This window comes from Pseudomonas juntendi (assembly GCF_021560075.1).
GTDB classification, from domain to species: Bacteria; Pseudomonadota; Gammaproteobacteria; order Pseudomonadales; family Pseudomonadaceae; genus Aquipseudomonas; species Aquipseudomonas juntendi.
Genome location: NZ_CP091088.1, coordinates 845,363 through 862,426, shown reverse-complemented (window position 1 = coordinate 862,426; position 17,064 = coordinate 845,363). Strand labels below are relative to the sequence as shown.

Sequence of the window (17,064 nt, the reverse complement as noted above, 5' to 3'; positions counted from 1 at the left end):
AAGCCATCTGGTTGCTTCCCGCCTGGCTGCTATATCTCCCTAACCACCCCACTCTCGGCTGCCTGGTCGAGGCTGTGCGTAACACCCCTGCACGGGTCCTGTTACCGCGGTTGTAGCCCGATAGCGGGCTGGGGGATCCGGACACCAGCAGGGAGCATCCATGGACAACATCGTCGTCGCCGATAAGCAAACTGAAGTCGCCACTCAGAGCGCCTGGGGCAATATCAATCTCAAAGGGCCAGGCGTCGTGCAGATGCCCGTGGCTCCCGATCAGCTGGCCACCGTCACCCAGCGCGGGCAGGACTTGGTCCTCACCCTGAAGTCCGGGGAAAAAATCACCATCGGCAATTTCTTCGCAGTGGACCAGGCCGGTGTCGGCAGCGACATTGTCTTCGTTGGCGAGGACGGCACCCTGTGGCACGCCCAGTACAATGCTGCGGCATTCGAGGGCTTCACCTTCGAAGACGTAAACTCCCTGGATGAGCTGGTTGCAGGCCTGGGTACCGCTGGCAGCGCCATGCCCACCTGGGCGATTGCCGGGCTCAGCCTGCTCGGTGCCGGCGGTGCGGCGGCGGCGGCCGGCAGCGGGGGTGGCGGTGGCGGGGGTGGCGCCGACCCGGACACCACCCCACCGGCCACGCCCATCGACCTGTTGGTATCGCCCGATGGCCTGCGCCTGACCGGCCGTGCCGAAGCCGGCTCGACGGTAACCGTACGCGGGGCCGACGGCGCAGTACTGGGCACTGCCGTAGCCGGCGCCGACGGCCAGTTCAGCATCACCCTGCAACCTGCGCAAACCGATGGTCAGGCCCTGGAGGTCAGTGCCAGCGACGCCGCCGGCAATGTTTCACCGCCGGCCAGCATCAACGCGCCAGATATCGACACGCCCGACACCACGGCCCCTGACCAGCCGAGTGACCTGGCCCTTGCCAATGGCGTTACCCTCAGCGGTCGCGGCGAGCCGGGTGCCACCGTGCAGGTGCGCGATACTGCCGGTAACCTGATTGGCAGCGGCGTGGTCAACGCCGACGGCACTTTCAGCCTCACGCTTTCCCCCGCACAAGCCAACGGTGAAGCCCTGGACATACGCCAGGTAGATGCCGCCGGCAACAGCTCGACACCCTTGGTGTTCACAGCACCGGATATCACCGCCCCGGCTGCACCGAGCGCACTGGTGGTCAGCCAGGACGGTACGGTACTCACTGGCCGTGCCGAACCCGGCAGCACCGTACGTATCCTCGCCGCCGACGGCAGCCAGCTGGGCACCGCAGTGGTCGGCGCCACGGGCGTATTCAGCATTACCCTCAGCCCGGCGCAAGTGGATGGCCAAACACTGCAAGCCACGGCCACCGACGCAGCTGGCAACACCTCTACCGCCAGTTCGGTGACCGCGCCGAGCGTCGACGGCGGCGACACCACCCCACCGCAAGCACCCAGCGACCTGGCCATCGGCCTGGCCGGCAGCCAGCTCAGCGGCCGTGGCGAAGCCGGCAGCACCGTGCAGGTGCGTGATGCCGCAGGCACGGTCATCGCGACCGGCACCGTCGGCGCGGATGGCACCTTCGTCATTAGCCTGGACCCGGCCGTCAAGGATGGCAGCACCCTGCAAGTCACCCTCACCGACGCTGCCGGCAACGTGTCGCAGCCAGGCGCAGTGACGTCGCCCGACCTGCTGCCACCGGCACAGCCCACCGACCTGGCACTGGCGGACGGGGTGACCTTCACCGGCCGCGGCGAACCGGGGGCCACCGTACAGGTGCGCGACGCTGCCGGTAACCTGCTCGGCTCGGCGGTGGTCAACCAGGACGGAACGTTCAGCCTGAGCCTGTCCCCTGCCCAGGCCAACGGTGAAGCGCTTGACGTACGCCTGGTCGACGCCGCCGGCAACAGCTCGACGCCCCTGCAATTCAACGCCCCGGACATTACTGCGCCGGATGCCGTCAGCGATATCCTGGTCGGTGCGGGCGGTACCCGCCTCAGTGGCCATGGTGAAGCCGGGGCTTCTGTGGAAGTGCGGGATGCCGACGGCAACCTGCTGGGTCGTGGCGTGGTCACGGCCAACGGCACCTTCCTGATCGACCTCGACCCGGCCGTGCAACCCGGCGACCAGCTGACCCTGCTGCAAGTGGACCCCAGCGGCAATGCTTCGGTGGCCGTCGAGTACGATGTACCGCTCACCACTGCCCCGGCCAGCCCCAGCGGGCTGGCCATCGATGCCGATGGCACTACCCTCACGGGTAGCGCCCCTGCCGGCAGCCGAGTGGAAGTACGCGATGCCAGCGGCACGCTGATTGGCAGCGCCGTAGCCAACGCCGACGGCAGCTTCAGCATCGAGCTCACCCCTGCCCAGGCCAACGGCGAACTGCTGAACGTACTGGCCCTCGATGCCGAGGGCGTGTCCTCCGTGCCCACCCAGATCACCGCGCCCGATATCACGGCACCCGCGGCACCTGCCGAACTGGCCGTCAGTGCCGACGGCAGCGTGATCACCGGCCGCGCCGAACCCGGCAGCACCGTGCGCATCGTGGCTGCCGATGGTACCGAGCTGGGCAGCGCCGTGGTCGGCCCGACCGGGGTGTTCAGCATCGAGCTGGCCCCACCACAAACCGACGGTGAAGTGCTGCAAGCCACCGCCACCGATGCGGCGGGCAACACCTCAGCCACCAGCGCGGTGACCGCGCCGGACCTCGATGGGGTCGATACCACGCCACCAGCAGCGCCGACCGACCTGGCCATAGCGCTGGCCGGAAGCCAGCTGAGCGGGCGTGGCGAACCGGGCGCCAGCGTGCAAGTCCGTGATGCGGCCGGGAATATCCTGGCCACCGGCAGCGTGGGTGCCGACGGCAGCTTCACCATCACCCTGGACCCGCCGGTGAACGACGGCAGTGTCCTGCAAGTGACCCTGACCGATGCTGCCGGCAACCAGTCGCCCAACAGCTCGGTCACCTCACCCGACCTGCAGCCACCTGCGCCGCCAACCGAATTGGCCCTGCTTGGTGGGGTCACTTTCAATGGCCGCGGCGAGCCCGGCGCCACCGTGCAGGTGCGCGACGCGGCTGGCACCCTTATCGGCAGCGGCGTGGTCGGTGCGGACGGGGCGTTCAGCCTGTCCTTGTCACCTGCCCAGGCCAATGGCGAGGCCCTGGATGTGCGCCTGGTCGATGCTGCTGGCAACAGCTCGATACCGCTGGAATTCACCGCACCCGACACCACGCCACCGGCTGCCGTAAGCAACATCGTGGTCGGCGCCGACGGCCTGGCGCTGAGTGGGCGTGGTGAAGCCGGCGCCACCGTAGAAGTGCGAGATGCCGACGGCACCGTGATCGGCAGCGGCGTGGTCAGCGCTAACGGTACCTTCCTGATCGACCTCGAACCGGCCGTGCAGCCCGGCGCGCAACTGAGCCTGGTGCAGACCGACCCGAGTGGCAATGCCTCCGAGGCCTTGGAGTTCGCAGTGCCGACCACGCCTGCGCCCGCCAGCCCCAGCGACCTGGTGGTTGCCGAAGACGGCAGCAGCATCAGCGGCACCGCGCCGGCCGGCACCCGCGTGGAGGTCCATGATGCCAATGGCACGCTGCTTGGCAGTGGGGTTGCAGGGGACGATGGCAGCTTCACCGTCACCCTCGAACCCGCCCAGGCCAATGGCGAACTGCTGGACGTGGTGGCCATTGATGGCAGCGGTGCTTCCTCCCTGCCAGCCCAGATCTCCGCACCGGACATCACCCCACCGGTCACCCCCAGCGAGCTGGTGATCAGCGCCGACGGCAGCGTGCTCACCGGCCGCGCCGAAGCCGGCAGCACCGTACGCGTGCTGGCGGCCGACGGCACCACGGTGCTTGGCACCGCGGTAGTCGGTGCCACCGGCAGCTTCAGCATCACCCTCGACCCCGCCCAGGTAAACGGCGAGGTGCTGCAAGTTACCGCTACCGATAATGCCGGCAACGCTTCTGCGGCCGGCACCGTCACCGCCCCAGACATTGACGGTGGCGACAACACCGCACCGCTGGCACCCACAGACCTGGTGATCGGCCTGGCCGGCGGCCAGCTGAGCGGTCGCGGCGAACCCGGCACCCGCGTGGAGGTGCGTGACGCCCAAGGTAATGTGCTGGCCAACGGCACGGTCAACCCGGATGGCAGCTTCGTCCTCACCCTGAGCCCAGCCGTCGACGACGGCAGCGTCCTGCAAGTGACCCTGACCGACGCTGCCGGCAACGTTTCGCAACCTGGCACGGTCACCGCACCGGACCTGCAGGCCCCGGCCCAGCCGACCGACCTGGCCCTGGCCGATGGCGTCACCTTCACTGGCCGTGGCGAACCTGGCGCCACCGTGCAGGTGCGCAATGCGGATGGCACCGTGATCGGCAGCGGCGTGGTCGGTGCGGACGGGGCGTTCAGCCTGTCCTTGTCACCTGCCCAGGCCAATGGCGAAGCCCTGGATGTGCGCCTGGTCGATGCTGCCGGCAACAGCTCGACACCGCTGGCATTCACCGCACCCGACACCACGCCACCGGCTGCCGTAAACAACATCGTGGTCGGCGCCGACGGCCTGGCACTGAGTGGGCGTGGTGAAGCCGGCGCCACCGTTGAAGTGCGAGATGCCGACGGCACCGTGATCGGCAGCGGCGTGGTCGCTGCCAATGGCGTTTTCCTGATCGACCTGAATCCCGGCGCGCAGCCCGGCGCTCAGTTGAGCCTGGTGCAAACCGACCCGAGCGGTAATACCTCCGAAGCGCTGCAGTTCGAGGTGCCGGTCACCCCTGCCCCTGCCAGCCCGAGCGACTTGATAGTCGCCGAAGATGGCAGCAGCATCAGCGGCGCCGCGCCGGCCGGCAGCCGCGTGGACGTCTACGGCGCCGACGGAACGCTGGTTGGCAGTGTGCAGGTTGGCCAGGACGGCACCTTCACGGTCATTCTCAACCCGGCCCAGGCCAATGGCGAACTGCTGGAGGTGGTGGCCATCGATGGCAGCGGTGCTTCGTCCCTTCCAGCCCAGGTCTCCGCACCGGACATCACCCCACCGGTCATCCCCAGCGAGCTGGTAATCAGCGCCGACGGCAGCGTGGTCACCGGCCGCGCAGAAGTTGGCAGCACCGTACGCGTGCTGGCGGCCGATGGCACCACTGTGCTTGGCACCGCGGTAGTCGGTGCCACCGGCAGCTTCAGCATTACCCTGGACCCCGCCCAGTTGAACGGCGAGGTGCTGCAAGTTACCGCTACCGATGCCGCCGGCAATGCTTCTACGGCCGGCACCGTCACCGCACCAGACATTGACGGTGGCGACAACACGCCACCGGAAGCCGCCACCAACCTGCTTGTCGGCCTGGCCGGTGCCCAGCTCAGCGGCCGCGGTGAAGCCGGTGCCAGCGTGCAAGTGCGCGACGCCCAAGGCAACGTGCTGGCAAACGGCACGGTCAACCCGGATGGCAGCTTCACCCTGGCCCTGGAACCTGCAGTCAAGGACGGCAGCACCTTGCAAGTGGTGCTGACCGACGCCGCCGGCAATGCCTCCGCCCCTGCGTCGGTGGTGACACCGGACCTGCAGGCGCCCGCGCAGCCCACCGGTCTGGCGCTGGTCGACGGCGTCACCCTCAGCGGTAGCGGCGAGCCAGGCGCCAGCGTGCAGGTGCGCGATGCCGCGGGCACCCTGCTGGGCAGCGCTCAGGTCAACGACGACGGCACGTTCAGCGTAACCCTGACCCCAGCACAGGCCAATGGCGAAGTGCTGGACATTCGCCTGGTGGATGCTGCCGGCAACATTTCCTCGCCACTGCAGTACCAGGCGCCAGACACCACTGCCCCCGCGCAGGTCAGCAATATCGTGGTCGGCGCCGATGGCCTGGCCTTGAGCGGGCGTGGCGAAGCCGGCGCTACCGTGCAGGTGCGCGACGCCAACGGCACCCTGATCGGCAGCGGCGTGGTGACCGCGAACGGCACCTTCCTGCTCGACCTCGACCCGCCCGCGTTGCCGGGTGAACGCCTGAGCCTGGTCCAGACCGACCCGAGCGGCAACGCCTCGCTGGCGCTGGACTATGACGTGCCGCTGGTAACCGTACCGCTCAGCCCAAGCGACCTGGTGGTCGCCGAAGACGGTACCAGCGTCAGTGGCTCGGCCCCCGTGGGCAGCCGCGTGGAAGTGCATGATGCCGAGGGTGCGCTGATCGGTAGCGTGGTGGTCGGCGCCGAAGGCACCTTCACCGTGGTCCTCAACCCGGCCCAGGCCAATGGCCAACTGCTGGATGTGGTAGCCATCGACAACAACGGCACTTCGTCGCTGCCGGTACAGGTCAGCGCACCAGACATCACGCCACCGGTGGCGCCTAGCGAACTGGCCATTACCGCCGACGGTACCGCCGTCAGCGGCCGTGCCGAACCCGGCAGCACCGTGCGCGTGCTGGCGGCCGATGGCAGCACCGTACTTGGTACTGTGGTGGTGGGCGCCAGTGGTGCGTTTGAAATCACCCTCAGCCCTGCCCAGGTGGCGGGCGAACAGTTGCAAGTGGTTGCCACCGACGCAGCCGGCAATGCCTCGCAGGCCGGCACCCTTACCGCACCGGTCATCGACAACGGCGGCGACACCACGCCACCAGAGCCTGCCACCAACCTGGCGATCAGCAATGACGGCCGCACCGTGTCCGGCCGCGGCGAAGCCGGCACCACCGTAGAGGTACGCAACGACCAAGGCCAACTGCTGGCCAGCGGCACCGTGCAGCAGGACGGCAGTTTCAACGTTACCCTGCCCACCCCGGTGGTGGATGGCTCGTCATTGCAAGTGACCTTGACCGATGCTGCTGGCAACGTGTCCAGCCCAAGCCCGCTGACCGCACCGGATCAGGTGGCGCCACTGCAACCCACCGACCTGGCGCTGGTCGATGGCGTCAGCCTGACCGGCAATGCCGAGGCCGGTGCCCGGGTAGAGGTACGCGACGCTGCTGGCAACGTGATCGGCAGTACCCTCGCCGAAGCGGATGGCAGTTTCAGCCTCACCCTCGACCCGGCGCAGGCCAATGGCGAAACCGTCAGCGTGCGGGTGACCGACGCCGCAGGCAACACCTCGCTGCCGTTGAGCTACGTAACCCCGGACATCACCCCGCCCGGCATTATCAGCAATGTGGTGCTGGGTGCTGGCAGCCTGGTCGTTTCCGGCCGTGGTGAAGCGGGTGCCACGGTTGAAATCCGGGATGGCAATGGCAACGTGATCGGCACCGGGGTGGTCGCAGCGAATGGCACCTTCCTGATCGACCTCGACAGCCCACTGGCCGCAGGCGACGCCATTGCCTTGCAACAGACCGATGCCGCCGGCAACCCTTCGGTTGCCCTGACGGTCACCGTACCGGCCATCGCCGTGCCGGACAGCCCGACGGGGCTGGTGGTAGCTGCCGATGGCAGCGCCATCAGTGGTATGGCCCCGGCTGGCAGCCTGGTGGAAGTGCGGGATGCCCAAGGCGGTGTGCTGGGTAGCGTGCAAGTCGGCAACGACGGCAGCTTCAACATCCCCCTCAGCCCTGCCCAGGCGAACGGCGAGCTGCTGGATGTGGTAGCCATCGACGCGGATGGCAACAGCTCACTGCCGACCCAGATCAGCGCACCGGACATCACCCCGCCCAACGAGGCCACCGAGTTGCAACTGAGCAACGATGGCAGCGTATTGACCGGCCGTGGCGAACCCGGCACCCGCGTGCAGGTGGTGGACGCCCAGGGCAACGTACTGGGTAATGCCCAGGTGGGCGCCGATGGCGTGATCAGCGTGGTCCTGAACCCGGCGCAAACCGATGGCCAGGAGCTGGACGTGGTGCTGCGTGACGCCGCAGGCAACAGTTCGACCGCTACTGTCATCGCACCTGACCTGGATGGCCCGCTGCAACCGTCGGCGCTGGCCATCGACAGCGCCGGCATCCACCTCACCGGCCAGGGCCAGAGCGGCTCGCTGGTCACCGTGCGCGATGCCGACGGCAATGTACTGGGGACCGCCACCGTGGGCGGGGACGGGCGCTTCGACGTCACCCTCAACGCACCGCAGCGCAATGGCGAAAGCCTGACCGTGGAAGCCACCGACAGCCAAGGCAACAGTGCCGGGCCAGTGGACTTCACCGCACCAGACAGTACCCCGCCGCAAGCAGTGACCAACCCGGCCATCGATGGCGACGGCGTCATGGTCACCGGCAACGGTGAACCGGGTGCGACCGTGACCGTACGCGGGCCGGACGGCAGCGTACTGGGCAGCATCGTGGTAGGCGCCGGTGGTGCGTTCGAAATCAGCCTCGATACCCCGCAAACCAACGGTCAGGCCCTGACCGTCGAGCAGCGCGACGCCAGTGGCAACCTGTCGACCGCGGTCGATCTGTCGGCACCGGATACCCAGGCCCCCGACACACCCACCGGCCTGGTACTGGCGGGTGACGGTGGCAGCCTGAGCGGTAGCGGCGAGCCGGGGGCGCAGGTAACCGTGACCGGCGCCGGCGGCGCCGTGCTGGGCACTGCCACCGTACAAACGGACGGCAGCTTCCAGGTGACCATCGACCCACCGCAGCTCAATGGCCAGACCTTGGCCGTCACCCAGGCGGACGCGACCGGCAATACCTCCACCGCCGGCAGCGTCACCGCGCCGGACCTGGAAGCCCCGGTAGCCGCTGAAGGCCTGGGCATCAATGGCACGGGCACGGCACTCACCGGCCAGGCCGAACCAGGCAGTACCGTGCAGGTGCGCAACGGCGCTGGCGACCTGCTGGGCTCCGCGCAGGTGGAAGAGGACGGCAGCTTCAGCGTGCCCTTGGCCCCCGCCCAGACCAACGGCGAAACCGTGTCGGTGGTAGTGGTTGATGCTGGCGGCAACACGTCGCCATCCGTAGCGTTCACTGCCGACGACAGCACCGCACCGCAAGCACCGGGTGGCCTGACCATAAGCGCGGGCGGCGACACCCTTCAGGGTACGGGCGAAGCAGGCAGCACCGTCGAGGTACGCAACGCCGCCGGCGACCTGCTGGGCAGCGTGGTGGTGCCGGTTGGCGGCAGCTTCACTGTCGCGGTCAGCCCGGCCCAGCTCGATGGCCAGGCGCTGCAGGTGACCTTGACCGATGTGGCGGGCAATGTCTCCGACAGCACCCCGATCACTGCACCCGACCTCACCCCGCCGGCCTTGCCCACCGGGGTGGTGGTCAGCGAAGACGGCAGCACGGTCAGCGGCAATGCACCGGGCGCTGATACCGTGACGGTGCGTGACGGCGCAGGCGTGGAAACCACGGTTGAAGTGAATCCCGACGGCAGCTTCAACGTGCCACTGCCAACCCCGCAGAACAACGGCGAAAGCGTGACCGTGATCGTCACCGACCCGGCGGGCAACAGCTCGGCACCGGTTACCGTTACCGCACCCGACACCACCGACCCGGAACCTGCCAGCGGCGTGACTGTGAGCCCCGACGGCAGCAGCGTCGGCGGCACTGCAGAGCCGGGCAGCACCGTGGTCATCCGCAACCCGGACAACAGTGACCGTGGCACCACCACCGCAGGGCCGGATGGTACCTTCGTGGTGCCGGTCGACCCGCCGCTGGCCGCTGGCGAAGAGGTCAGCGTGGTGGTCATCGACCCGGCCGGCAATGAATCCGACGGTGTGACCCTGACTGGCCCGACCGGCAGCGAAGTGGCCACCCCGGCGGACCTGGCCATCAGCGCCGACGGCTTCGTGCTGACGGGCACCGGCACGGTGGGCGCGTTGATCACCGTGACATCCGCCGGCACCACGCTGGGCACGGCGACGGTGGGCAGCGATGGTGTCTTCCGGGTGTTCTTCAGCAACGCCCAGCTCAACGCACAGACCTTGCAGGTCAGCGCGCGGATCGGCGCCGACGGCCAGCCCTCGGTACCGGCCACCGTGGTCGCCAACGATATCACTGCACCTGAAGCCCCGAGCGCCACCATCGACCGCACCGGCAGCACGCTGACCGGCCAAGGCGAAGTGGGTGCCAACGTGCGGGTCACCGACGCCCAGGGGAATGTGCTGGGTAGCGGCGTGGTCGGCAGCAATGGCCTGTACAGCATCACCCTGTCGCCGGCGGCGGCCAACGGCCAGAACCTGATCGTCACCCAGGCCGATGCTGCGGGTAACGTGTCGCTGGCCGCCAGCCTGCAGGCACCCGACCTGCAGGCCCCAGCCGCCGCCAGCAACCTCAGCCTGAACGCTGCCGCCACTGTGGTCAGCGGCCAGGGCGAAGCCGGTGCCAGTGTCACTGTGCGCGATGCCAGTGGCGCCATCCTGGCTACCGGCACCGTCAACCAAAGCGGCCAGTTCCAGATCACCCTGCCCAGCGCGCAAGTCAGCGGCAGCCCGCTGCAGGTCACCCTCAGTGATGCCGCAGGCAACGTATCAGGCCCCGCCAGCCTGGCGACCCCGGATCGCACGCCACCTGCCGCCATTGTCGACCCGCTGCTCAGTGCCGACGGCAGGCAGCTTTCCGGTAGCGGTGAAGTGGGCGCTACGGTACAGGTCAGCAATGCCGCCGGTACTGTGCTGGGTAGCGCCACGGTGGGCGCCGATGGCCGCTTCACCGTGACGTTCGATACGCCGCAAAACAGCGGCCAGGCCATTGGTGTGACGCAAGTGGACGCCGCCGGCAATACCTCGCCAGCGGTGAACGTGGCCACGCCAGACCTGACCCCGCCAGCACCGCTGACCAATGTGGTGCTGAACAACAACGGTCTGACCCTCAGTGGCCTGGGCGAAGCCGGCGCCAGCGTGACCGTGCGCGGGCCTGACGGCACCATCATCGGCACCGGCCTGGTCGCGGCCAACGGCAGCTTCAGCCTGACCTTGACCACTGCCCAGCTCAACGCCCAGCAACTGAGCGTGACCCAGACCGATGCCGGCAACAACACCTCCAGCGCCGTGGCGGTGACCGCACCGGACTTCACCCCGCCAGCAGCACCCACGGCACTGGCCCTGTCGGCGACCGGGCTGCAACTGACCGGTAACGCCGAAGCCGGCAGCACCGTGACCGTCCGCGATGCCGGCGGCAGTGTGCTGGGCAGCGCGGTGGCCAGCAGCAATGGCACTTTCCAGGTCACGTTGAACAGTGCCCAGACCAACGGCCAGACCCTGCAGGTAACCGCCACCGATGCGGCGGGCAATGTATCGCCAGCGGCGCCGTACACGGCCGCCGATACCACGCCGCCCGCGGCGGTCAGTAACCTGGCGGTGTCTGCCGACGGCGCGACCCTTACCGGCCAGGGCGAAGCAGGTGCGACGGTCACCGTACGCGCACCGGACGCGACCATACTGGGTACCGCAACCGTGGCCGCCGATGGCAGCTTCAGCGTGGCCTTGTCGCCTGCGGCGCTCACCGGTGAACGCCTGGGCGTGGTGCAAACCGATGGCGCGCAAAACGCCTCGCCTGAGCAAAACGTGACTGCGCCAGGCATTCTGGCCCCCGCCACGCCAGACAACCTGGTGCTGGCTGCAGACGGTCTATCGGTCACCGGCACCGCCACGGCGGGCAGCACGGTCACTGTTTACGGCCCCAACGGCGCGGTGCTGGGCAGCAGCCCGGTCGCCAACGACGGCACCTTCACCGTCAACCTGGGCAGCGCCCAGGCCAATGGCGAAGTGCTGCATGTGAGCGCAATGGCCAGCGATGGCAGCCTGTCGCTGCCGGCAACCTTGCAGGCGCCGGACACTACGGCGCCACAACCGCTCAGCAACCTGGTGCTGTCCAGCGACGGCCTGGTCCTGACCGGGCGCGGCGAACCAGGCGCCACCGTTACCGTGGTCGGTGAAGGCGGTATCGACCTGGGCACGGCAGTGGTCGATGCCAATGGCAACTTCAGCGCCACCCTGGGCAGCGTGCAGCTCAACGGCGAACAGCTCAGCGCCAGCCAGGCCGATGCAGCCGGCAACGAGTCCAACAGCGTGAGCATCACTGCCCCCGATCGCGTGGCACCGGATGCCGCCGCAGACCTGGCATTCGCCGGGGGCGGCAGCCTGCTCAACGGTAGCGGCGAGGCCGGCGCCAGCGTGTGGGTAATGGCTGCCGATGGCAGCGTGCTGGGCACGGCCGTAGTGCGCGCCGACGGCAGCTTCCAGGTCGTGCTCGCCTCGCCGCAAGCCAACGGTCAGCCGCTACAGGTGCTTCTGACCGATGCGGCCGGCAACCAGTCGGCCGCCAGCACCATCACTGCGCCAGACACTACACCACCTGCGGCGCCGAGCGACCTGGCGGTTTCCGGCGATGGTGTCACCCTGACCGGCCGCGGCGAAGTCGGCGCCGAGGTGACCGTGACCGACCCGAGCGGCGCGCCGATCGGCAGCGCCATCGTCGATGCCAGCGGGCACTTCACCATTACCCTGAACCCGGCACTGGGCAATGCCGAGCTGCTCAGCTTCACCCAGGCCGACGCCGCCGGTAACGTGTCGGCAGCAGCGACCCTGCAGACCCCGGACTTCACCCCACCTGCCCCGCTCACCCAGGTGGCGATCAACGCCGACGGCAGTGTGGTCACTGGCCTGGGTGAGGCCGGCGCCACGGTGATCGTGAGCAACGCCGCCGGTAGCGTACTGGGAACCGCTACGGTGCTGGCCGACGGCAGCTTCAGCGTCGTGTTGTCGCCTGCACAAATCGACAACCAGGTGCTGTCAGTACTGCAGGCCGATCCGCCCGGCAACGTCAGCGCTCCGGTCAGCGTGCAGGCGCCGGACTTCACGCCCCCCGCGGCTGCAACCGAGTTGCGGCTCAATGCGGCAGGCGATGTGCTGACCGGGGTTGGCGAAGCGGGTACCACGGTGCGCGTCTATGTGGGTACAACGCAAATCGGCACCACCACGGTCGCTGCCGACGGCACCTTCAGCGTCGGCCTGGACACCGCCCAGCTCAATGGCCAGCAGGTGCAGGTAACCCTCACCGACGCCAGTGACAACGTGTCGCCGATCAGTACCGTCACGGCAGTCGACGTAACGCCGCCGGCCATCGTCATTGCCAGCATCAACGACAGCGGTACCCAGTTGATCGGCACCGCCGAGGCCGGTACCCGGGTCACGGTGATAAACAACAACGGTGACCTGCTGGGCCAGGTGACTGTCGACCTGGATGGCACCTTCGTCCTCGGTTTGAGCCAGCCTCAAATCAACGGCGAAACGCTGACCATCATTGCCCAGGACGCCACCGGCAACCCGTCGGCCCCCCTGGAGCTGACCGCCCCCGACCTGACCGCACCGGTGCAGCCAAGCGACTTGCTGCTCAACCCGGCCGGTACGTCGATGACCGGCACTGCCGAGGCCGGCACGCTGATCACCGTGCGTGGCCCGGACAACACCCTCGTGGGCCAGGTGGAGGTCGGTGCCGACGGGCGCTTCACCGTGCCCATCAGCCCGGCGCAGAACAATGGCCAGTTGCTCAGCGTGGTGTCTACCGATGACGCCGGCAACGTCTCGGTTGCTGCGCCCTACCAGGCCAACGACACCTCGCCACCTGACCTGGTGACCAACCTGGCAATCAACAACACCTTCAACGTGCTCACCGGCAAGGGCGAGGCCAATGCCACGGTCACCGTCAGCCTGGGCGGCAGCGTGCTAGGCACTGGCACGGTAGACGCCGCTGGCAACTTCCAGATCACCCTGACGCCGGCAGCAGGCTCGCTGGCAACGCTGGCCATCACGCAGTCTGACGGCATCAATACGTCGGCGGTGGCGACCTATGTCACACCGCTGGTGGCTCCGCCAACACCGCCGACCAACGTGACGCTGGGCAGCGACGGCCTGACCTTGTCGGGTAACGCGCCCAGCGGCGTAGGCATCCGTGTGTACGATGCCGCAGGCAACGTGATCGGTACCGGCGGCGCGACATTGAACGGCACTTTCACGTTGACGCTCGACTCGGCGCAACTCAACGGCGAGTACCTGCAGGTCACCGCCGTGGCCCTGGTGGGCGGCGAGTCGCAGCCAACCTTATTGCAGGCAGCCGATACCACCGCACCAGCCGACCCGCTGGTGACCAGCCTGTCGACCAACGGCCTGGTGCTGAGCGGTACTGGCGAGGCCGGTGCCACGGTGACCGTGCGCGATGCCGGTGGCAACGTGCTCGGCAGCGCCGTGGTCAATGGCGGTGGCGTGTACGCCGTCAACCTCAACGCCGCGCAGCTCAATGGCCAGGTCTTGGCGGTGAGCCAGGCCGACGTTGCGGGCAATACGTCCGGCAGCACCCGCTACACCGCTGCCGACCTGCAACCGCCTGCGCTACCGACCAATGTCACCATCAACGGCGCAGGTACCGTGGTGACCGGTAATGGTGAAGCTGGCGCCACCGTCACCGTGCAAGGCGCCAACGGACCGGTGGGCAGTGGCGTGGTGCAAGCCGACGGCACCTTCAGCATCACCCTGACCACGCCACAGAACGACGGGCAATTGCTGGTGGTGCGCCAGGCGGACGCTGCGGGCAACCTGTCCAGCAGCGTCAACCTCAACGCCCCGGACACCACCCCGCCGGCGGCGCCGCTGGCCACCATCAATACCAATGGCACAATGGTCAGCGGCTCTGGCCAGGTTGGCAGCACGGTTACCGTGCGCAACAGTGCCGGGACCGTGCTGGGTACGGCAACCGTGGGCAGCACCGGCCTGTTTGTGGTCAGCCTGAATGCCGCGCAGATCGACAACCAGGCACTCAGCGTCACGCTCACCGACAGTGCCGGCAATGAGTCTACCGGTACCGCACTGACCGCCCCGGACCTGACCCCGCCGGCTGCGGCCGCCAACCTGGCGATCAGTACCGACGGCAGCACCCTGACCGGTACCGGTGAAGTGGGCGCCACGGTGACCGTGCGCAGCGCCAGCGGCACCGTGCTGCAAACCGCTACCGTGCAAGCCGATGGCAGCTTTACCGTGACCCTGAGCCCCCCTCAGGACAACGGGCAGGTGCTTGCGGTGACACTGAGCGACCCACGCGGCAACGTGTCGGGCAACGCCAGCATCACTGCGCCGGATGTGGATGCCAACGCCCCGGTCATCGCCAGCGATAACCTGGCCACCGCGACGGTCGACCTGGCCGCGGTCACCGCCAGCAGGACCTACACCGACAGCTTCACCACCCTCTTGGCAGGGTTCACCAAGACCTACACCTGGACGGTAGCCGCCGGCACCACGGCCGACCCCACGCTGACCCTGACCACCAGCAGCGCACTGGCCCTGCTGGACAACACCACCTTCACCCTGCAGGTGAAGAATGCCAGCGGAACCTGGGTCACGCTGGCCACCGGTAACAGCCAGGGCTTGCTGGACCTGATCCTGTTGCCGTTGGGCCAAGGCCTGCAAGTTGACATCGGCGTGCTGCAGGCGGGCGATTACCGCCTGACGGTGGGCAGCGGTGGCATTGGCCTGATCACCAATGTCAGTACCTCGCTGGATATCACCTCCACCAGCCTGACCGAGTTCACCGGTACTGGCACAGCCACCTCTGGCAACGTCATCACCGACGTGGGCACCGATGGCGTGGTGGATGCGCGGGGCCCGGACAGCGCCGCGGTGCTGCAGGTACTCAAAGGCGGCAGCTACGTTTCGGCCGGCAGTGCCACCACGGTGCAAGGCCTGTACGGCACGCTGGTGATCCGCGGCGACGGCAGCTACACCTATACGCCCAACGGCAGCCCGGCCAGCGTCGGCAAAGTGGATGTGTTCAGCTACCAGCTGGTGCACCCCAACGGCCTGTCCGACAGCGCCAACCTGTATGTGCGCATCGATAGCCCACAAGCCACGGAAGTCTGGAGCGACAGTAACTACGCGGCGCCAGCCACGGTACTTGACGCAGTCAACGACGTAGGCTTCAGCAACCTCACCCTGGCCAACCGGGTAGACACCAGCAGCAGTACGCTGGGCTCGTTGACCCTGCCGCTGATCGGCAGCCGCCAGGCCACTTACACCACTACAGTGGCTGCCGATACCACGGCTAACCTGCAAGTGGTACTCAATTCCGCCAACCTGCTGAGCCTGCTCAACGGCACCACCCTTGAACTGCTCAAGCTCAACCCGGCCACGGGCCAGTACGTGCTGGTGCAATCGGTAGGCGGAGGCTCGTTGATCAGCCTGTTGGGCGGGGGCGCAGGGTATACCTTCCAGAACCAGGGCGCCGGCACCTACCACGTGCGGGTGACCGCCGGCGGCATTGGCCTGGCCAGCTCGATCACCACCAGCGTCAACGCCACTACCACCCACCTGAACGAGTTCGTGGTCAGTGGCGCCACGGCGGCCACCGGCAACCTGCTGGCGGACGATACCCTGGGTTCGGCACTGACCGTGCTGAGCGTGCTGACCGCAGCCAACACCTACACCATACCCGGCTACAACGGGGTGAGCGTGGCGGGCACCTATGGCACCTTGCTGGTGCAGGCCGATGGCAGCTACACCTACACCCTCAACTCGGGGGTCAGCGCCGCAGCGGTCGGCCAGCACGATACCTTCACCTACGAGCTGACCCACCCTAACGGCAGTACCGACACGGCAACGTTGACCATCAACCTGGAAAATGCCGCTGGCCTGGTCAGCACCACGTCGCTGCTGGCCGACAGCGGTGAAGAGGCAGTCGCCCTGGCCAGTGTCGCCTCTGTCAGCGATGTGGTTGCTGGCAGCGACGGCAACGACCACCTGGTGGGCAGCCAGGGCGGGCACATCACGCTTGAAGGTGGCGCGGGTGACGACACCCTGGTGATCGTCGACCAGAACTTCGCCAGCGTCGGCGGTGGCACGGGTACCGACACCCTGCAATGGGGTGGCGGCGATGTCAGCATCGACCTGGGCAACCTGGTCGGCCGCGTGCACGGCATCGAGGCCATCGACCTCAACGACACCAGCGCGGTGGCCCTGACACTCAACCTGGCCGACGTGGTGGCCATCACCGAAACCGGCACCGACACGTTGATCATCAAGGGCGACAACCATGACTCGGTGCACATGACTGACAACTGGAACCTGGTCGGCAACCAGACCGCCGACGGGATCGACTATAACCAATACACGGCCCAGGAGGACCCGAGCCACCACCTGTGGGTACAGAACGGCATTCACGTCGTCTGAGGCCGCGGCAAACCCGCCGGGCA

The 17,064-nt window shown here is 67.9% G+C and carries 1 protein-coding gene; it reads left to right on the top strand.

Annotated elements, in window-relative coordinates; genetic code table 11:
• The first annotated feature begins 160 nt into the window (after positions 1-160).
• Positions 161-17,041, top strand: coding sequence for a BapA/Bap/LapF family large adhesin (locus L1P09_RS03875; protein WP_235768512.1), 16,881 nt, complete (start codon positions 161-163; stop codon positions 17,039-17,041).
• The last annotated feature ends 23 nt before the right edge of the window (positions 17,042-17,064 follow it).